Source organism: Buttiauxella sp. BIGb0471 (assembly GCF_024807715.1).
Classification (GTDB): domain Bacteria; phylum Pseudomonadota; class Gammaproteobacteria; order Enterobacterales; family Enterobacteriaceae; genus Buttiauxella; species Buttiauxella agrestis.
This window is the reverse complement of record NZ_JANUEU010000003.1, coordinates 172,571-190,890: the sequence shown is the minus strand read 5'-3', so window position 1 is coordinate 190,890 and position 18,320 is coordinate 172,571. Positions and strand designations below refer to the sequence as shown.

Below are 18,320 nucleotides of genomic sequence, written 5' to 3'. Positions count from 1 at the left end.
TTTATCACGGAAATGTTACGGAGTTGGTTCTATTTTTGGCATACCAAATCGGTCGTCTTCCATCGCTTTGAATAATAAAAAAACGACAACACTGAGGTATACCCTATGGCTTTGCAGGAAAAGTTAATCGACTCTCTGGGAAGTTTTGCCACTAAATTCAATAGCTACCGCTATATTATGGCGATCAAAGCTTCATTCATTACCCTAATGCCGGTGATTATCGTCGGGGCATTTTCGGTCCTCATCTCGAATATGGTGTTGGATCCTAAAAACGGCCTCGCCAGTTTTTCTGCACTGTCATTTCTCGCCCAACTCAAGCCGATTACCGCGGCGATTAACTACGCCACGCTTAACTTTTTAAACATTGGCGCGGTGTTCCTGATTGGTATCGAATTAGGCAGAATCAACGGCATCAAAAGTCTGTTCCCTGGCTTGCTGGCGGTTATCTGCTTTATTTGCGTGACGCCAACCACCATCGAAATGATGGTCGATGGGCAAATGCATATGGTGAAAGACATTCTGGCGCGCCAGTTTTCTGACACCCGCAGCCTGTTCCTTGGCATGTTTATCGCTATTTTGTCGGTGGAAATTTACTGCTGGCTGGAAAAGCGCGAAGGGCTGAAGATCAAAATGCCTGACACCGTTCCGCCTAATGTTTCTGCCTCTTTCTCAGCACTGCTCCCCTCGATCATTACCGTTACCGCCATCGCGACTTTCGGTTTTATTTTCCACCAAACTACCGGCATGTACCTGTATGACGCGGTGTATCAGGTGGTGCAGCAACCGCTGGAAAAAGTGGTGCAAAGCCTGCCGGGAATTTTGCTGCTGATGTTTGTCGCACAGCTGTTTTGGGTTATTGGGATTCACGGTAATCAGATGATCAAACCTATCCGCGAGCCGCTGCTGCTCGGGGCGATTACCGTCAACATGAGCGCGTTCGAGCAGGGCAAAGAGATCCCTAACATCATCACCATGCCGTTCTGGGATGTGTATATGAGTATTGGCGGTTCCGGTTTAACGATTGGGCTGCTGATTGCGGTGATGATTGCGACGAAGCGCAAAGAGATGAAAGAAATCGCCAAGCTCTCTTTCGGCCCAGGGATCTTCAACATTAATGAGCCGGTGATTTTTGGTATGCCGATTATGCTCAACCCTATTCTGGCTATTCCTTTCATTATTACGCCGCTGGTCACCGGCACTATTGGCTACTTCGCAACGGCAATGGGTTTTGCCGGTAAAGCTGTTGTGATGGTGCCATGGACCACGCCGCCATTGATTAACGCCTGGCTTTCTACCGCCGGTTCGATGGGCGCGGTCGTCACGCAACTGGGCTGTATTCTGGTTTCGGTTCTGATTTACCTGCCGTTTGTGAAAATAGCCTCGCGCCGTGCTGAACAAGCGCAGTTACAGGCCGAACAGCAGCAACTTGCCAAAAACGTGTGAGGAAGGCATGAGCAACGTAAAAATCACTATTCCAGCAGATTTTATACTCGGTGCTGCGGCATCGGCCTGGCAAACCGAAGGCTGGAGCGGCAAAAAAGAAGGGCAGGATTCCTGGCTCGACGCCTGGTACAAAAACGACAGACATGTATGGCATGAAGGCTACGGCCCGGCGGTCGCGACGGATTTTATCAATCGCTACCGCGAAGATGTGGCGTTGATGAAACAGGCGGGATTAACGCACTACCGCACCTCTATCAACTGGTCGCGCTTTTTCACAGACTATGAAAATGGCGTAGTCGACGAGGAATATGCTCAGTACTATGACAACTTGATCGATGAAATGCGCCGCAACGGCATCGAGCCGATGATTTGTCTTGAGCACTATGAATTGCCAGCCGTTTTATTTGAAACCTACGGCGGTTGGGCATCGAAGAAAGTGGTCGAGCTTTTTGTCTTGTATGCTGAAAAAGTGTTTGCCCGTTACGCGCATAAAGTGAATCGCTGGTTTACGTTCAACGAGCCGATTGTGGTGCAAACCCGCGTTTATCTTGATGCGTTGCGCTGGCCGTATGAGCAAAATACCCATAAGTGGATGCAGTGGAACCACCACAAAAACCTCGCCACGGCGAAAGTCGTGAAGCTTTTCCGCGAAAAAGGCTACAGCGGAACCGTTGGCTGTATTCTTAATCCAGAAGTGACTTATGCGCGCTCCAGCGCTGACCATGACCAGCAAGCGGCGCAGATATACGATCTGTTTTACAACCGCGTGTTTTTAGACCCGCTGGTGCACGGTGAGTATCCGCAGCAGCTTATCGAACTGCTGGAAAAACATGATATTAAGTGGGATTACACCGAGCAAGAGCTGGCGATTATCCGGGAAAATACCGTCGATGAACTGGGTATCAACTTATATTATCCACATCGCGTAAAAGCGCCGTCCCGCGCCTGGAACCCCGAGACGCCATTCCATCCTGCTTATTATTACGAGCCGTTTGAGTTGCCAGGCAGGCGGATGAATAAGTCGCGTGGCTGGGAAATCTACCCCCGTATCGTTTATGACATGGCGATGCGGATAAAAACGGAATATCGCAATATTGCGTGGTTTGTCGCAGAAAGCGGAATGGGAACAGAAAACGAGGCGCAATTCCGCAATGCTGATGGCGTGATTGAAGATGATTATCGTATCGCGTTTATCAGCGAGCATTTGTACCAGACGCTGCGCGCTCGGGAAGATGGCGCTAACTGCCAGGGCTATATGTTGTGGGCGTTTACCGACAACGTATCGCCGATGAATGCCTTCAAAAATCGCTATGGATTGATTGAAATTAACCTGCAAAACAATCGCGAGCGACGGGCGAAAAAATCTGCGCATTGGTATCGGACGCTGGGTGACACTCGCACGTTGCAGCTCAACATTGATGATGAATGGAAATAATTGGGTACAGAATTTGATAAGCTAGCGGGTATAAATCAGCGTCAGAACTTAATGGCGCTGAGAATCAACAAATGCGGGTGATATCGTGGACAAGGTAGTACTTTCGCCAGAAAAAAAACAATACCAGGAAATTGGTGAGGATCTACGCGCGCAAATAATGCAGGGGCTGTATCCAGTCGGTTCACGTTTGCCGCCTGAACGTAATATTGCTGAAACTTATGGCGTCAGCCGCACGATTGTTCGTGAAGCGTTGCTGATGCTCGAACTGCAAGGCACAGTGGATATTCGCCAGGGTTCGGGTGTGTATGTCATGCGCGTTCCGGCAGAAAATGAAGCGGAAGAAGAAGCCTTTTTCAGCAGCGATATTGGCCCGTTTGAAATGCTCCAGGCGCGTCAGTTGCTGGAAAGTAATATTGCGGCATTCGCCGCAAAAATGGCGACCAAAGCGGATATCGACAACCTTAAGAGAATTCTCGAGCAAGAGCAGCGTGCTATCGCGATAAACGATCTGAGCCAGGATAACTGCAAGATGTTCCACCTGGTTCTGGCGGGCGCTTCGCAAAACCAGATGTTGCTGGCGACGGTGGAAAGTATCTGGCGCCATTTAGACAGCAGCCCATTGTGGCAACAATTACGGGCGCATATTGATACACGCAGCTATCGCCTGAAATGGCTCGGGGACCTGCAAACTATTCTGGCAGCGCTGCGCCGCCGCGATGTGATGGGTTCATGGCAGGCGATGTGGCAGCATTTAGAAAACGTCAAAAACAGCCTGCTCGAGCAATCTGATTCCGATGCGCCCGATTTCGACGGCTATCTTTTCGAGTCCGTTCCCATCTTCCAGGGGAAGCTGATGTGAAAATTCTCCCGCTGTATGCGATGCCGCAATATGCCGGGCAGGTCACTGACTGGATATGGCAGGCGTTTGGCACTGCTGACAGCCGGGGCTTTTTCGCGTCAATTGTGGCGACCAGCCAGCGGGAAGGGCAGTTGCCTTTAACTTTTGTGGCGGTTGAAGGTGAGAAACTGGTTGGAACGGTTGGGTTATGGCGCTGCGATTTAATTAGCCGCCAGGATCTTTATCCGTGGTTAGCGGCGTTATATATCGATGAAAACCAGCGCGGACGTGGGCTTGGGGCGAAGCTGCAACAGCACGTTATTGAACACGCTCGCGCGCTGGGTTATCCACAGCTTTATCTTTATTCAGCGTGCAAAGATTACTACGAGCGTTTTGGCTGGGAATATATCGGCGACGGGCTGGATTACCCGGATAAAGTGGTTCATCTTTATAAATACGTGCTTTAAACATTTACCACACACTAATTAAGGTTTAGAAACAATAGTTTTGCATATTTCTGGCTTACTGGCGTAATACAGTCCAGGAACGTCCCCTTCCTCGTCACATAACGTGTAATCTAACGCCATTAATCCCAGAGGGATTATCCATGATATGACCATGAAAAATACGAAGCATGCAAGGCTAAACAATCCCCAGATAGTGCCAATAAGCGTTCCTTTTTTTAGTCGTTCAACACCTTTTTGCAAAATTGTGCTGAATGCGAAAAAGAAAAGATAAATATAAGTGGGTGTTACTCCAATAGCGGTGATGATTTTCCCATCATAAATAATAATATCACTCAGTGTTATCAATGCGTAAATGCGATATTCCTCAATAAAAAATATAGTGGAATATATCATAACCAAGGATACAGCCATTAAAAACACCCCAGCCAGCTTAAAACTTACCCATTGTAATTTAGTATATGGTCTCATTTCTTTTCTATCATCATACAAAGTTGCGGATCAGTCACATAGTACACTCGGAGTTTATCCTTATGGCAGGAAGTGTAATGTAACATCAATAACACAATAGGGATTAGATAGGATGCGACTAGCCCTAAGGCAAAAGAGAGTATGCTAAATACCCCCCAAATCTGTCCAATTACCGTTCCTTTTTTTAGAGGTGCAATTCCTTTATTTAAAACTGTACGGAGGGCAAAAAAGAACATGTAGATAACCATAGGTATGCCTCCAAGGCAGATAATAACTCTTCCATTGTATGTTATGATATCACCGAGTGTAATTAATGAATTGATGTCATAAAACTTATAGAAATAAGCCACTAGATAAATGAGGGCCATACTGGCCATCATAAGAAATATCCCCGAAAATTTAAATAGCAACCAGCGCAAGGTAGTGTATTCTTTCATACTTAATACCCTCTACCTGGTAGTGGAGTCAAATATGGAGATAAATGTTGGTAGTCCCAGGAACTCATTTTTTGTTGCTCATTTAATGCTTGTTATATTTTATTTTTGAGTTCTGCAGAAAACCCCAACTCATTATCCAGAATGTTAAGCCCTATATTCAGTGCAATGCCTATAAATATTACAAGAATGGCCGTACCAACTATTGGTGCACTAATCACTGTAAATATGCCACCCGCAATCCCAATCACAACACTTGAAACAATTATTTTTGCTACGTCCATTGTAATATCAACCAGTAAATCTTTTAGGTGATAATCAGATTTAAATATAAATTCAATCACACGAAAGGCTAAAGAGGCGTAAATACAGAACTTCGTTCCTTTTACAAGAGCAGACCCAAAGCCACGCATACCAATAGCCATTTCAAGCATTTGTGGGTTTGTTGCCCCATAACGGGTGCCTGTCAGTATGCGACGCAGGCCAGCATATCCAGTGATTTTAATGTATGCTTTGCCATTAATTACATATTCTACGGCTTTTATTTTTAGACAATTAAAGTTAAAAACTAATTTTCCCGTAGGGCTGTAGTAAGTGGTTAATTTGCTAAGGGTGCGAAATCCATCCAGGCCATCTTTAATATTCCCAGGCCCTAATCGATAGGAGAAGAAATAATCTAAATTACCAAGTAATTCATCTGATACCCCCTGCGCTTCCTCAATAGTTAGCAACATGATGTATCGGCTTTCAGTAATAAAATCACCATTGATAGCCGCCATATCACGCAACACTGGATTCATACTTGGATAGGTTTGAAATTGATGCTCGTCGCGCAAGTAATCATGTGGCTTATTCTTTGAATCTCTTAATTCAGACATGACAACCTCCTTATTTATCAAAACTGATATTTAAAATACGCGATCATTCCACAGACTGTACGCACTGGTCCCTGCATCACAATGTTCCCAGGTTATCGTTTCATAGCTGAAGGTGATTTTTTCCTGGGGTTCGGCTCCGTTATCCAGAAGATTGTGAGGTACAATGAATTCATTATGCGAAATTCGAGCTCCTGTAAGTTTGATTTTATAATAAAGCTTATTCATCCCAATCCGGTTGGTACGGTATAAATCCAGATCGCAGACAAGCATTTCATTATCATTGATCGCTTTGGCTAATAAAGGTGAAGATTTATCAATCGGCTTAATGATCACCATTTCATGATGATTGACGTTTTGTGCTCGGGACATTGAATGAGTGACGGCATAAACCATAATCTGGTCAATGTGAGTGATTTGTGCTTTGTTACCAATAGAATCTAATGATGAGCATCCAGCAGAGATCAGGCCTTGCGTTTGACCATTTATGGTTAAATAGGCTAAGTTTGACATATCATTCCATTAATATCATTGATGTGATTTATATGATAAAGATTTGCAAGTTTATTAATCTGAAATCCTGGTCTCAATATAAATAAAATGCAACCATAATATTTTGGAAGGTTTTGCTACTTTATTTTGCTTTGTTATATGTTTTATTAATTAACAATTAATCTGGTATTTAAAGTGCGAATGAATAAGGTCGCTTATTCTTTTCAGCCAGAGGTTTTATCTGGCTGATTTCATTTTCTTTACTCGCCCGAATAGGCAATCACCGAATGCCGCCGCACAAGTGTTGGGCTAAACATATGCGTGATTTCGGGTAATTCACGTTTTTCAGCCAGCGCCAAAGCCAGTTCTGCGGCCTGTTCAGCCATGGTAATGATCGGGTAACGCACCGTTGTCAGACGTGGGCGAACGTAGCGTGAAATCAACACGTCATCAAAGCCAATCAGTGAAATCTCTTTCGGGACATCAATGCCGTTATCATTAAGAACGCCCATTGCACCTGCGGCCATGGAATCGTTGTAACAGGCAATCGCGCTAAAGTTCTTTCCGCGCCCCAGCAGTTCCGTCATTGCCTGCTCACCACCGCTTTCATCCGGTTCACCATAAGTCACTAAGCGATCATTAATCGGTAAACCGTGTTCGGTTAGCGCGTCGTAATACCCTTGCAAACGATCCTCGGCATCGGAAATCTGGTGGTTGGAACACAAGTAGCCAATTTTAGTATGGCCTTGTTGAATCAGATGGCGGGTTGCAAGCCACGCGCCATAGCGGTCATCCAGCGCGACACAACGCTGCTCAAAACCCGGCAAAATTCGGTTGATCACCACCATGCCGGGCATTTGTTTCATTAAAGAAATGAGTTCTTCGTCAGGTATTTTTTTCGCATGAACAACCAGGGCTGCGCAGCGGTGGCGAATAAGTTGTTCAATCGCCTGTCGCTCTTTTTGTTCATTGTGATAACCGTTGCCGATCAGCAAAAAGTTGCCGGTGCGATAGGCGACTTGTTCTACGGCTTTTACCATTGCGCCAAAAAACGGATCGGAGACATCTCCCACAATCAGGCCAATGGTTTCAGTGGTTTGCTGCGCAAGTGCGCGCGCATTCGCATTAGGATGGTAATTCAGCTCTTCCATCGCGCTGCTTACCGCCAGGCGTGATGCATCACTGGCTTTGGGGGAATCATTTATGACACGTGATACCGTGGCGACAGAAACGCCTGCCAGTTTTGCTACATCCTTAATTGTCGCCATCGAAGATTTTCCTGAGTGGGTAAGCGTTTACACAGTTTTAAGTGTTACGGAAAAGCCGCGTTACTTCAAGGGCGCAACTGTCGTCAGCGTCGCAAACCTCTCTAAAAAGAAACCAAATTCAGTGTAATCGTTACACATACCAGCACCACGAAAATCAAGCGTAGCGGTAGAAGGTGGCATGTTATGGATTTTTAAAGATTTCAGAGTAAATTTTTGCTTACAGTTTGCATCGCGCTGTTGCTATTTCGCCATGGCGAAAAGTGACCAGGCACTGCTACATTTGAAGTCCCAGAGGTATTGATAGGTGATGTCAGCATCTAATGCTGATCACATGAATTACACCAACCTGCGCGGATGCGCAGGTTTTTTTTGTCTAAAAAATGGCAGCCTGTAACAAGACGCGATGTTTTAAACACCTGGTTGCACTTTCCGCTAATTCCCTTGCTTTTTCTCACTGGTAGCCTTGCGCTGACTGCGCCACAATTCAAGTCCCAGAGGTATTGATTGGTGAGAATTCTAGTTACGTTGTTAAGTAAATTCTTTGCACCGACCTGCGCAGATGCGCAGGTTTTTTTTGCCTTTTTTTCAGACTTTGCATTCACCCAAACTATCGCTCCTTTCCATTTAGTCATGTAATCTCCCACTACACTTAAGTACCTGCGGCTTATTCATGACAAAGGGAGTTGCTATGCTATTTGGTTTTTTCCGTGCACTTTTTCGTATTCTGTTCAGAGTGCGGCTATATGGCTCGCAGCAATCTCTTTCTCAGCCACGCGTCCTGATTGTTCCAAACCACGTTTCCTTTATTGACGGTATTTTGCTGGCGCTATTTTTACCTGGCCGGCCAGTGTTTGCTGTCTATTCATCTATTAGTCAGCAGTGGTACATGCGCTGGTTAAAATCGTTGATAGATTTCGTGCCGCTTGACCCAACCAAACCGATGTCGATTAAACATCTGGTGCGGCTGGTGGAGCAGGGCCGTCCGGTGGTTATTTTCCCTGAAGGGCGAATTTCTGTGACTGGCTCATTGATGAAAATTTATGAAGGCGCCGGGTTTGTTGCCGCAAAATCAAACGCGACCGTTATTCCCATCCGTATTGATGGCGCTGAGCTGACATTTTTCAGCCGCCTGAAAGGCCTGGTAAAGCGCCGTTTGTTCCCACGTATCAGCCTGCATATTCTGCCGCCGACATCCGTTCCGATGCCAGAAGCTCTACGCGCGCGTGAACGCCGGAAAATGGCAGGGGAAATGCTGCATCAGATAATGATGGAAGCACGAATGGCAGTACGCCCGCGTGAAACATTGTATGAGGCATTGCTTGCTGCGCAATATCGTTACGGTGAGCGAAAAAACTGTATCGAAGATATTAATTTCAAGCCGGATACTTATCGCAGTCTGCTGACCAAGACCTTGTTTGTCGGGCGTATTTTGAATAAATACAGTGCGCCGGGCGAAACGATCGGCCTGATGCTACCCAATGCGGCTATCAGCGCGGCGGTGATTTTTGGGGCGTCGTCCCGTGGGCGAATTCCGGCGATGATGAACTACACCGCGGGCGTGAAAGGGCTGACCAGTGCGATTACAGCCGCACAGCTCAAGACGATATTTACTTCGCGTCAGTTTCTCGACAAAGGCAAATTATGGCATCTTCCCGAGCAGCTCACGCAGGTTCGTTGGGTCTTTCTGGAAGACTTAAAAGCCGATGTCACGTTGGCGGATAAGCTCTGGATCTTCGCGCATTTACTGATGCCGCATCTGGCCCAGGTAAAACAACATCCAGAAGACGCCGCAATGGTGCTGTTTACTTCCGGCTCGGAAGGCAATCCAAAAGGTGTGGTGCACAGCCATAAAAGTTTGCTGGCGAACGTGGAGCAAATTCGCACGATTGCTGATTTTACTGCGAACGATCGTTTTATGTCTGCGCTGCCGTTGTTCCACTCTTTCGGCCTGACAGTCGGGTTATTTACGCCGCTGCTGACCGGTGCCGAAGTGTTTCTCTACCCAAGTCCGTTGCACTACCGCATTGTGCCGGAGCTGGTTTACGACCGTAATTGCACTGTGTTGTTTGGCACCTCTACATTCCTTGGCAACTATGCGCGTTTTGCAAATCCTTACGACTTCTTCCGCCTGCGTTATGTGGTGGCGGGTGCGGAAAAACTCCAGGAAAGCACCAAACAACTTTGGCAGGATAAATTTGGCCTGCGAGTGCTGGAAGGCTACGGTGTGACTGAGTGCGCGCCCGTGGTTTCTATCAACGTTCCGATGGCCGCAAAAGTCGGCACCGTTGGGCGTATTCTGCCAGCGATGGATGCCAGATTGTTATCAGTACCGGGAATTGAAGAAGGTGGGCGGTTGCAACTGAAAGGGCCGAACATCATGAAGGGCTACTTGCGAGTGGAAAACCCCGGTGTTCTGGAAGCACCGAGCGCTGAAAATGAACAAGGCGAGGTGGAGCAGGGCTGGTACGACACGGGCGATATCGTCAGTTTCGATGAACACGGTTTTTGTGTGATTCAGGGGCGCGCAAAACGCTTTGCCAAAATTGCCGGTGAGATGGTTTCGCTGGAAATGGTAGAGCAACTGGCGCTCGGAGTTTCACCAGAGAAAATGCACGCTACGGTCATTAAAAGCGATGTGGCAAAAGGTGAGGCGCTGGTGATGTTCACCACGGATAGCGAACTGAATCGTGAAAAACTGCTGCAATATGCGCGCGCGAATGGGATCCCAGAACTGGCGGTGCCGCGTGATATTCGTTTCATGAAACAGTTGCCGGTTCTTGGTAGCGGCAAACCTGATTTTGTCAGTCTGAAAACGCTGGTAGACCAGCCGGAGACAGAGCATGCGTGATAATGCCGTAAACGATACCTCCATTTGGTCCAGAGGTATGATGGCAGTAACCTGCGCGCAATTTTTATCAGCGTTTGGTGATAACGCATTGCTGTTTGCCACGTTGGCAGTGCTGAAACAGCAGTTTTACCCCGACTGGAGCCAGCCTGTTTTGCAGATGGTTTTTGTTGGTGCTTATATTTTATTTGCCCCGTTTGTCGGACAGGTCGCAGACAGTTTTTCCAAAGGGCGAGTGATGATGTTTGCCAACAGTCTCAAACTGGCTGGCGCAGCGGTAATCTGTTTCGGCTTTAATCCCTTCGTCGGCTATACGCTGGTGGGGATTGGCGCAGCATCCTATTCGCCCGCTAAATACGGGATTTTAGGTGAACTGACCACGGGCGACCGTTTGGTGAAAGCCAACGGCCTGATGGAAGCCTCGACCATTGCCGCGATTTTACTTGGTTCAATGGCAGGTGGTGTGCTGGCCGACTGGCATATTGTGGCGGCGCTTGGCGTTTGTGTGTTGGTGTATGCCGGGGCGGTTGTCGCCAACATATTTATTCCAAAACTTGCTCCTGCTCGCCCTGGTCAGTCATGGCGCTTTACCCCGATGACGCGCAGTTTTTTTACGGCTTGCCGAACGCTTTGGCAAAACGGTGAAACTCGCTTCTCGTTAGTCGGCACCAGCTTGTTTTGGGGGGCGGGCGTCACGCTGCGCTTCTTGCTGGTGTTGTGGGTACCGGTTGCTCTGGGCATTACTGACAATGCGACACCAACGTATCTGAATGCCATGGTTGCGGTAGGGATTGTGGTGGGGGCAGGGGCTGCGGCGAAACTTGTGACGCTCAAAACCGTCGCACGTTGTATGCCTGCCGGGATCTTAATTGGTGTCGGCGTGTTGTTCTTCTCGCTGCAACACACACTGCTGCCGTCTTATATGTTGTTGGTACTGATTGGTGTTCTGGGCGGGTTCTTTGTGGTGCCGCTCAATGCGCTGCTTCAGGAACGCGGCAAACATTCCGTCGGCGCAGGGAATGCGATTGCGGTGCAGAATCTCGGCGAAAATACCGCGATGTTGCTGATGCTTGGGCTTTACTCGCTGGCGGTAAAAACCGGCGCGCCGATTGTCGGAATTGGCATTGGTTTTGGCGCAGTGTTTGCGCTGGCGATTGGCTGGCTGTGGGTTTGGCAGATTCGGCAGAAATAGTTTTCTCCTCTCCCAAAGGAGAGGAGATTTTCACATCACGGTGCCGGATAAGTATAAATCCGGTTCACCGCTTCTAACTCTTCAAGAACATCTTCACTCAAGTCCAGATGCAGGCTCTCAAGGTTGGTTTTTAACTGCTCAAGCGTGGTCGCGCCTAAAAGCGTGCTGGCGACAAACGGCTGACGGCGTACAAACGCCAGCGCCATTTGCGCCGGGTCGAGATTATGACGCTTAGCGACATCGACATAAGCTGCAACCGCATGCTGAGTTTGCTCGCCGCTGTAGCGCGTGAAACGGCTAAACAGCGTGTTGCGTGCGCCAGCAGGTTTCGCCCCATTCAGGTACTTCCCGGTCAGCGTACCGAAGCCCAGGCAGGAATAAGCCATCAATTCGACACCTTCGCGCTGGGTAATTTCAGCCAGTCCCACTTCAAAGCTGCGATTCACCAGACTGTACGGGTTCTGGATGGTAACGATGCGTGGTAAATCATGCTTTTCAGCCAGTTGCAGGTAGCGCATCACACCCCACGGCGTTTCATTGGAAACACCGATATAGCGGATTTTCCCGGCACGCTGGAATTCGGTCAGTGCTTCGAGCGTTTCCAGCAGAGTGACCGGGACGGCGTTATCGGTCCAGGTGTAGCCCAGTTTGCCAAAGCAGTTGGTGGCACGTTGTGGCCAGTGAACCTGGTAAAGATCGATATAGTCGGTTTGCAAACGCTTCAGGCTGGCATCCAGCGCATCACGGATATTGCGGCGATCCAGAATTTGGTTTGGGCGAATGCCGGCATCGTTGTTGCGGCTTGGGCCGCTGACTTTGGTGGCGATAACCAGCTTTTCACGATTAGCGCGCTGCTTTAACCAGTTACCGACGTAGGTTTCTGTTAACCCCTGGGTTTCCGGGCGAGGTGGCACCGGGTACATTTCTGCCACATCAATGAGGTTTACGCCCTGATGGACGGCGTAATCAAGCTGTGCATGAGCGTCGGCTTCGCTATTTTGCTCACCAAACGTCATGGTTCCCAGCCCTAGCGTACTTATTTCAAGAGAGCTGTGGGGGATACGGTGATATTGCATAGCCGCTTTCCTTATTCTTCTGACTTATCAGCCAGGCACGCGCCCGACAAAAAATGGACTATAAACATGGCAGAGGGGAAGCAAAAGCGGAAGGGGGTAAGCGAAGAAAAAGTGTTACAGGCCAGCGAGGCGCCGACCTTTATATGCTGGATTTATTAACGTTCGATAATTTGTGAAACATCATCGCGGTTGATCTGCATCTCGTTGCCTTGCTGATCGCGATAACTCACTAAACCCGTGTCATCATCGACCTGCGGTTTTCCGTCAGTCAGAATCATACGGCCATCTTTGGTTGCCATCACGTAATCGCTGCTACAACCTGAAACCGCAAATGCCAGACCGACAGCGGAAATTAGAACTGCCCATTTTTTCATCATTATTCGCCTCGTGTGGTATGGAATGACATATATAGTCTAGTAATAACTCGACAAAGCGCAGAAGGTAAGCAGTAAATTCTTAAAAGAAACAGAGGGGAAGCGAGAGCACCTCCCCTGAGACGGTTAAAGCGGGTTCTTTTTGTTGCGGATAAGATTCAGTGTTTCTACGGCAATTGAGAAGAACATCGCAAAATAGATGTAGCCTTTCGGCACATGAATATCGAAGCCTTCCAGAATCAGTGTAAAGCCGACCAGCAACAAGAATGACAGCGCCAGCATTTTTACCGAAGGGTGGCGTTCTACAAAATCACCAATCGATTTGGCAGCAAACATCATGACCATCACCGCAATCACAACCGCTGCCATCATAATGAACAGATGATCGGACAGACCTACTGCGGTAATCACCGAGTCCAGGCTGAAAATAATATCCAGCAGCATGATTTGCACGATAGCGCCGAAGAAAGAGTGAACGTTTGTTTTTAGGCTCTCTTCTTCACCTTCGATGGACTCGTGAATCTCTTTGCTCGCCTTCCAGATTAAGAACAAACCGCCCAATGCCAAAATAAGATCTCGTGCCGAGAATTCATGGCCCATTACGGAAAACAGCGGGTGAATTAAGTGCGTCATCCAGGCAATAGACGCCAGCAAGACCAGACGCATTATCATCGCCGCACCGAGCCCAAGACGGCGTGCTTTCGCCTGCTGCGCTTTAGGCAGCTTCGCCACAACAAGAGAGAGGAAGATGATATTGTCGATACCCAGTACGATTTCGAGAATCGTCAGAGTGCCTAGCGCCATCCACGCGTTAGGATCGGTAACCCATGCAAACAACATTAAAAAAATCCTGCCTGAAAATTTAAAACGCCAATTATAAACGCCAGCTTAGAACTGGGTGCAAGTTAAATGAATCTACAACGAGAAATGATTAGCCAGTAAAGCGGCGGTAAAGTTCTTTTTCAGGTAAAAACCGCGAGGTAACGTCAGAATTGGTGCGCCATCTGCCCCGATGGCATCGGTTAGCGCCTTGCTGTTAGCCGCTTTTGGGCGCAACTGTAGAACTTCACCATGGCGGGCCGTGATGCGCTCAACTTGCCCGAGCACAATCAAATCCATCAACTCTTCCCAATCCATGCGTAACTGTTGCTCTTCTTCTTCGGACGGTGCCCACAGCAACGGTGTGCCGATATGCCGCTCAGCAAGCGGGATTTGCCGTTCACCTTCGACAGGGATCCACAATACGCGTTTCAATTTGTGGCGCACATGGCTGGTTTCCCAAACCACTCCGGTGTTACCGGTGAGTGGCGCAACACAGACAAACGTAGTTTCCAGCGGGCGACCGAACCTATCCACCGGGATAGTTTTAAGCTCAATCCCCAATGCGGCGAAATCTTGCTCAGGTTTGCTTCCGGCGCTGGCACCCAGCCAAAGTTCAAGCAAAACGCCGATCCAACCTTTGTCGCGCTTAAGATCGTTTGGGATCGACAAGTTGGCCAAAGCCGCTAACTCACCCAGCGTAAAGCCGGCCAGCTTCTGGGCTTGGGCCAGTAAAATCTGTTCATTTTCTGGAGGGTTAAGTAATGGACGTAGAGCTTGCATTGTGCCTGGCTGTTGATCGGTTAAAAAATAAGCGTGGTTTACCCACAGTGTGGAAATAGTTTAGCGTGTCGGGGATAAGAATGACAATCTACTGATTTTGAATCATTTTTATCGATTAAAATTGTCATATCTGAATCCTGCAAAAACCTTTTCCCATTCTGGTCACCGGGAATGAACAGGATCTTACACCGGGTTATCCACAGAAAAATGGGATAACTGGTAAAAAAGCTCACTACTGGTTCGATTTACAGCCTTGACTGAGGGGTGAAACCCATTTTTTCACCAGATTGTGACTAACTTGTTGGCACAATCTGTGGATAAAAACGTCATTGGTCGATCTTTCATCAATCGAAGATCTCCATATGTGATGATCATCACGCTACAAGGCTGGAAGAGAATTGATGTTGATTTATTTCATTGAAATTAATCAATATTTTATTTGTGCTTTGAAAGCGTATTTTAGAGTTATCCTAAGTTGTCCCGAGAGTATTAGGTAGTTCTTCACAGTTATATCCACAGAAAAAGTGAATAAACTGCCGGTTCCAAATCCACTAATGTTTATAACTCGGTCAAATTTTGTGAGTTATTCAAATGTTATTCCTTCAGGCAACCGTTACACAGTGGTTTACCGTCTAGCGCTTGTATGAAACAATCGCCCTAATCTAAGTTTGTTTTGAGGTAGTCCGGTGATCGATGATGATGGCTACCGCCCGAATGTTGGTATCGTAATCTGTAATCGGCAGGGTCAAGTGATGTGGGCCAGGCGTTTTGGTCAACATTCCTGGCAGTTTCCGCAAGGTGGCATCAATCCTGGCGAATCCCCGGAACAGGCAATGTACCGGGAACTTTTCGAGGAAGTGGGGTTACAGCGAAAAGATGTCCGAATACTCGCCTCGACCCGAAACTGGTTACGTTACAAGTTACCTAAACGTTTGGTGCGTTGGGACACAAAGCCGGTTTGTATCGGCCAGAAACAAAAATGGTTTCTCTTGCAGTTGATAAGCAGCGATAACGATATCAATATGCAAACCAGCAGTACCCCAGAGTTTGATGGCTGGCGTTGGGTCAGCTATTGGTATCCGGTTCGTCAGGTCGTCTCGTTTAAACGCGATGTGTATCGTCGGGTGATGAAAGAGTTTGCAAGCGTCGTAATGCCGCTACAGGAAGTTACGCCACCACGTAATAACGCGCCTGCATGGCGACGTAAAAGAGGTTAATTCACGCGAAAAATGCTCACCCGTTTGCGAGAAATAGTCGAGAAGGTTGCCAGCGCCCCGCGCCTCAATGAGGCGCTGGATATTCTGGTTACAGATATCTGCCTTGCGATGGACACCGAGGTATGCTCGGTTTATCTCGCAGATCATGACCGGCGTTGCTTTTACCTGATGGCGACGCGCGGCCTTAAAAAGCCGCGCGGTCGAACCATCACCCTCGCATTTGATGAAGGCATTGTCGGGCTGGTAGGGCGCCTTGCAGAGCCGATAAACCTTGCCGATGCGCAAAAACACCCAAGTTTTAAATATGTTCCCGCTGTAAAAGAGGAGCGTTTCCGCGCGTTTCTCGGGGTTCCTATTATTCAGCGACGCCAATTGTTGGGCGTGCTGGTGGTTCAACAGCGTGAGCATCGTCAATACGATGAAAGCGAGGAGTCCTTCCTCGTCACACTCGCCACTCAAATGGCAGCCATTCTTTCTCAATCACAGTTAGCCGCGTTGTTTGGCCAGTATCGCCAGACGCGAATTCGGGCATTGCCTGCATCGCCAGGGGTGGCGATTGCCGAAGGTTGGATGGACTCGACGCTCCCATTAATGGAGCAGGTATCTGAAGCGTCAACGCTTGATACCATACTTGAGCGTGAGCGCCTGACCGCTGCCCTTGAAGAGGCTTCCAATGAATTTCGTCGCTACAGCAAACGCTTTGCGGCGGGAGCGCAGAAAGAAACGGCAGCAATTTTTGACCTCTATTCACACCTGTTAACCGATGCCCGCCTTCGCCGTGAACTGTTCGACGAAGTAGATAAAGGCTCTGTTGCTGAATGGGCGGTTAAAAAAGTCATCGAAAAGTTTGCGGAACAGTTCGCAAGTTTAAGTGACAGCTACCTGAAAGAACGAGCAGGCGATTTACGCACGCTGGGTCAGCGTTTGTTATTCCATCTCGATGACACCATTCAAAGTCCCAATACCTGGCCTGAACGTTTTGTATTGGTGGCGGACGAGTTATCCGCAACAACACTTGCCGAACTTCCGCAAAATCGCCTTGTTGGGGTGGTGGTGCGCGATGGTGCGGCAAATTCCCATGCTGCAATTATGGTGCGGGCGCTCGGCATTCCAACCGTTATGGGCGCTGATATTCAGCCTTCAGTGCTGCATCGCCGCACATTGGTTGTCGATGGTTATCGTGGTGAATTGCTCGTTGACCCGGAAACGGTGTTGTTGCAGGAATACCAGCGTCTCATCACCGAAGAGAACGAACTGACTCGTCTGGTTGAAGACGACGTTGATAGCCCTGCCGCGCTGAAAAGCGGCGAGCGCGTCCAGGTCATGCTGAATGCAGGTCTTAGCCCGGAGCATGAGCAGCAACTTGGCGGCCGTATCGATGGAATTGGTCTATATCGCACCGAAATTCCCTTTATGCTGCAAAGTGGTTTTCCGTCAGAAGAAGAACAGGTCGCCCAATATCAGGGCATGTTGCAGATGTTTAACGAAAAACCGGTCACGCTGCGAACGCTTGATGTCGGTGCTGATAAACAACTGCCGTACATGCCTATCAGTGAAGAAAACCCGTGTCTGGGCTGGCGAGGCATTCGCATCACGCTGGACCAACCGGAGATTTTCCTGGTGCAAGTGCGCGCCATGCTGCGTGCCAATGCTGCGACCGGCAACCTGAGCATTCTTCTGCCGATGATCACCAGCATTGACGAAATTGATGAAGCGCGTCGCTTGATTGACCGTGCGGGGCGTGAAGTGGAAGAGGTGCTCGGTTATGAACTGCCTAAACCGCGTATTGGTGTGATGGTTGAAGTCCCTTCCATGGTCTTTATGCTGGGGCATCTTGCCAGCCGTGTTGATTTCATCTCGGTTGGCACCAATGACCTTACGCAGTATTTGCTGGCAGTTGATCGTAATAACACTCGCGTGGCAAGCCTGTACGATTCTCTGCATCCGGCAATGCTACGAGCGTTGAACCATATTGCCAAAGAAGCGGAACGTAACGGGATCGATCTTTGTTTATGTGGCGAAATGGCAGGTGACCCAATGTGTGTGGCACTGCTGGTTGGCATGGGTTATCGCCATTTATCGATGAACGGTCGTTCGGTGGCTCGCGTCAAATATCTGTTGCGCCACATTAGCCTCGAAGAAGCACAACTTCTCGCACAGCGCAGCCTTGAGGCGCAGCTTGCGACGGAAGTGCGCCATCAGGTCGCGTCCTTCATGGAACGTAGAGGGATGGGTGGGTTAATTCGCGGCGGGCGCTAGGCACCTGGCCCATCAGGCATTACACATCTTTTACA

The 18,320-nt window shown here is 48.4% G+C and carries 18 protein-coding genes; 8 read left to right on the top strand and 10 right to left on the bottom strand.

What is annotated here, in order from left to right:
- The first annotated feature begins 105 nt into the window (after positions 1-105).
- The 4 genes from M2371_RS11695 to M2371_RS11680 all read left to right on the top strand — a co-directional run bounded on the left by M2371_RS11695 (position 106) and on the right by M2371_RS11680 (position 4,183).
- Positions 106-1,443, top strand: coding sequence for a PTS sugar transporter subunit IIC (locus M2371_RS11695; protein ID WP_172893352.1), 1,338 nt, complete (start codon positions 106-108; stop codon positions 1,441-1,443).
- A 7-nt stretch (positions 1,444-1,450) separates the two neighbouring features.
- Entirely contained in the window at positions 1,451-2,878 is a 1,428-nt protein-coding gene (locus tag M2371_RS11690; protein WP_259267779.1) for a glycoside hydrolase family 1 protein, read from the top strand.
- A gap of 85 nt (positions 2,879-2,963) precedes the next feature.
- Positions 2,964-3,737, top strand: a complete 774-nt coding sequence (locus tag M2371_RS11685) for a GntR family transcriptional regulator (RefSeq protein WP_172893354.1) — start codon at positions 2,964-2,966, stop codon at positions 3,735-3,737.
- Positions 3,734-4,183, top strand: coding sequence for a GNAT family N-acetyltransferase (locus M2371_RS11680; RefSeq protein WP_259267778.1), 450 nt, complete (start codon positions 3,734-3,736; stop codon positions 4,181-4,183). Before M2371_RS11685 ends, M2371_RS11680 begins: the two co-directional genes overlap by 4 nt.
- A gap of 18 nt (positions 4,184-4,201) precedes the next feature.
- On the opposite strand, the gene M2371_RS11675 is transcribed toward M2371_RS11680, so the two are convergent.
- The 6 genes from M2371_RS11675 to M2371_RS11650 all read right to left on the bottom strand — a co-directional run bounded on the left by M2371_RS11675 (position 4,202) and on the right by M2371_RS11650 (position 8,352).
- Entirely contained in the window at positions 4,202-4,594 is a 393-nt protein-coding gene (locus M2371_RS11675; protein WP_259267777.1) for a hypothetical protein, read from the bottom strand.
- A gap of 53 nt (positions 4,595-4,647) precedes the next feature.
- Complete coding sequence (locus M2371_RS11670; protein WP_259267776.1) at positions 4,648-5,088, bottom strand: DUF1240 domain-containing protein; 441 nt, start codon at positions 5,086-5,088, stop codon at positions 4,648-4,650.
- Positions 5,089-5,180: 92 nt separating this feature from the next.
- Positions 5,181-5,963: a hypothetical protein gene (locus M2371_RS11665; RefSeq protein ID WP_259267775.1), complete on the bottom strand. Its 783-nt coding sequence runs from the start codon at positions 5,961-5,963 to the stop codon at positions 5,181-5,183.
- Between the two features lie 30 nt (positions 5,964-5,993).
- Positions 5,994-6,473 (bottom strand): Hcp family type VI secretion system effector, encoded by a 480-nt coding sequence (locus M2371_RS11660; RefSeq protein WP_259267774.1) that lies wholly within the window; start codon positions 6,471-6,473, stop codon positions 5,994-5,996.
- 239 nt (positions 6,474-6,712) lie between these two features.
- The gene (gene galR / locus M2371_RS11655; RefSeq protein ID WP_034498080.1) at positions 6,713-7,720 is read right to left on the bottom strand and encodes an HTH-type transcriptional regulator GalR; all 1,008 of its coding nucleotides are present in this window, start codon (positions 7,718-7,720) and stop codon (positions 6,713-6,715) included.
- 317 nt (positions 7,721-8,037) lie between these two features.
- Positions 8,038-8,352, bottom strand: a complete 315-nt coding sequence (locus M2371_RS11650; RefSeq protein WP_259267773.1) for a hypothetical protein — start codon at positions 8,350-8,352, stop codon at positions 8,038-8,040.
- A 56-nt stretch (positions 8,353-8,408) separates the two neighbouring features.
- On the opposite strand from M2371_RS11650, the gene aas reads away from it, so the two are divergent.
- Together aas and lplT are read left to right on the top strand one after the other, a co-directional pair.
- Positions 8,409-10,568 carry a bifunctional acyl-ACP--phospholipid O-acyltransferase/long-chain-fatty-acid--ACP ligase gene (aas, locus tag M2371_RS11645; protein ID WP_259267772.1) on the top strand — a complete coding sequence of 720 codons (2,160 nt, stop codon included), beginning with the start codon at positions 8,409-8,411 and terminating at the stop codon, positions 10,566-10,568.
- Positions 10,561-11,757, top strand: a complete 1,197-nt coding sequence (gene lplT / locus M2371_RS11640; protein ID WP_259267771.1) for a lysophospholipid transporter LplT — start codon at positions 10,561-10,563, stop codon at positions 11,755-11,757. The genes aas and lplT overlap by 8 nt, the downstream gene beginning before the upstream one ends.
- A 35-nt stretch (positions 11,758-11,792) precedes the next feature.
- Here the strand turns inward: lplT and M2371_RS11635 are convergent, their stop codons facing one another.
- From M2371_RS11635 to mutH, 4 genes are all read right to left on the bottom strand, one after another.
- The gene (locus M2371_RS11635; RefSeq protein WP_259267770.1) at positions 11,793-12,833 is read right to left on the bottom strand and encodes an NADP(H)-dependent aldo-keto reductase; all 1,041 of its coding nucleotides are present in this window, start codon (positions 12,831-12,833) and stop codon (positions 11,793-11,795) included.
- A gap of 155 nt (positions 12,834-12,988) precedes the next feature.
- Positions 12,989-13,207, bottom strand: coding sequence for a YgdI/YgdR family lipoprotein (locus M2371_RS11630; protein ID WP_034498072.1), 219 nt, complete (start codon positions 13,205-13,207; stop codon positions 12,989-12,991).
- 126 nt (positions 13,208-13,333) lie between these two features.
- Positions 13,334-14,047 carry a TerC family protein gene (locus M2371_RS11625; RefSeq protein WP_034498070.1) on the bottom strand — a complete coding sequence of 238 codons (714 nt, stop codon included), beginning with the start codon at positions 14,045-14,047 and terminating at the stop codon, positions 13,334-13,336.
- A 75-nt stretch (positions 14,048-14,122) separates the two neighbouring features.
- Positions 14,123-14,809, bottom strand: a complete 687-nt coding sequence (gene mutH / locus M2371_RS11620; RefSeq protein ID WP_034498068.1) for a DNA mismatch repair endonuclease MutH — start codon at positions 14,807-14,809, stop codon at positions 14,123-14,125.
- A 686-nt stretch (positions 14,810-15,495) separates the two neighbouring features.
- Here mutH and rppH point away from each other — a divergent pair.
- Positions 15,496-16,026, top strand: a complete 531-nt coding sequence (gene rppH / locus M2371_RS11615; protein WP_034498067.1) for an RNA pyrophosphohydrolase — start codon at positions 15,496-15,498, stop codon at positions 16,024-16,026.
- A gap of 12 nt (positions 16,027-16,038) precedes the next feature.
- The gene (ptsP, locus tag M2371_RS11610; protein ID WP_115627433.1) at positions 16,039-18,285 is read left to right on the top strand and encodes a phosphoenolpyruvate--protein phosphotransferase; all 2,247 of its coding nucleotides are present in this window, start codon (positions 16,039-16,041) and stop codon (positions 18,283-18,285) included.
- Positions 18,286-18,320: the final 35 nt, after the last annotated feature.

What these genes read in the sequence shown, in the direction of transcription:
- M2371_RS11630 (WP_034498072.1), bottom strand. Translation starts at nt 13,207, where the DNA reads ATGAAAAAATGGGCAGTTCTAATTTCCGCTGTCGGTCTGGCATTTGCG.
- mutH (WP_034498068.1), bottom strand. Translation starts at nt 14,809, where the DNA reads ATGCAAGCTCTACGTCCATTACTTAACCCTCCAGAAAATGAACAGATT.
- M2371_RS11675 (WP_259267777.1), bottom strand. Translation starts at nt 4,594, where the DNA reads ATGGCTGTATCCTTGGTTATGATATATTCCACTATATTTTTTATTGAG.
- ptsP (WP_115627433.1), top strand. Translation starts at nt 16,039, where the DNA reads ATGCTCACCCGTTTGCGAGAAATAGTCGAGAAGGTTGCCAGCGCCCCG.
- M2371_RS11625 (WP_034498070.1), bottom strand. Translation starts at nt 14,047, where the DNA reads ATGTTGTTTGCATGGGTTACCGATCCTAACGCGTGGATGGCGCTAGGC.
- M2371_RS11665 (WP_259267775.1), bottom strand. Translation starts at nt 5,963, where the DNA reads ATGTCTGAATTAAGAGATTCAAAGAATAAGCCACATGATTACTTGCGC.
- M2371_RS11690 (WP_259267779.1), top strand. Translation starts at nt 1,451, where the DNA reads ATGAGCAACGTAAAAATCACTATTCCAGCAGATTTTATACTCGGTGCT.
- galR (WP_034498080.1), bottom strand. Translation starts at nt 7,720, where the DNA reads ATGGCGACAATTAAGGATGTAGCAAAACTGGCAGGCGTTTCTGTCGCC.
- aas (WP_259267772.1), top strand. Translation starts at nt 8,409, where the DNA reads ATGCTATTTGGTTTTTTCCGTGCACTTTTTCGTATTCTGTTCAGAGTG.
- M2371_RS11660 (WP_259267774.1), bottom strand. Translation starts at nt 6,473, where the DNA reads ATGTCAAACTTAGCCTATTTAACCATAAATGGTCAAACGCAAGGCCTG.
- M2371_RS11650 (WP_259267773.1), bottom strand. Translation starts at nt 8,352, where the DNA reads ATGACTAAATGGAAAGGAGCGATAGTTTGGGTGAATGCAAAGTCTGAA.
- M2371_RS11695 (WP_172893352.1), top strand. Translation starts at nt 106, where the DNA reads ATGGCTTTGCAGGAAAAGTTAATCGACTCTCTGGGAAGTTTTGCCACT.
- M2371_RS11635 (WP_259267770.1), bottom strand. Translation starts at nt 12,833, where the DNA reads ATGCAATATCACCGTATCCCCCACAGCTCTCTTGAAATAAGTACGCTA.
- M2371_RS11670 (WP_259267776.1), bottom strand. Translation starts at nt 5,088, where the DNA reads ATGAAAGAATACACTACCTTGCGCTGGTTGCTATTTAAATTTTCGGGG.
- lplT (WP_259267771.1), top strand. Translation starts at nt 10,561, where the DNA reads ATGCGTGATAATGCCGTAAACGATACCTCCATTTGGTCCAGAGGTATG.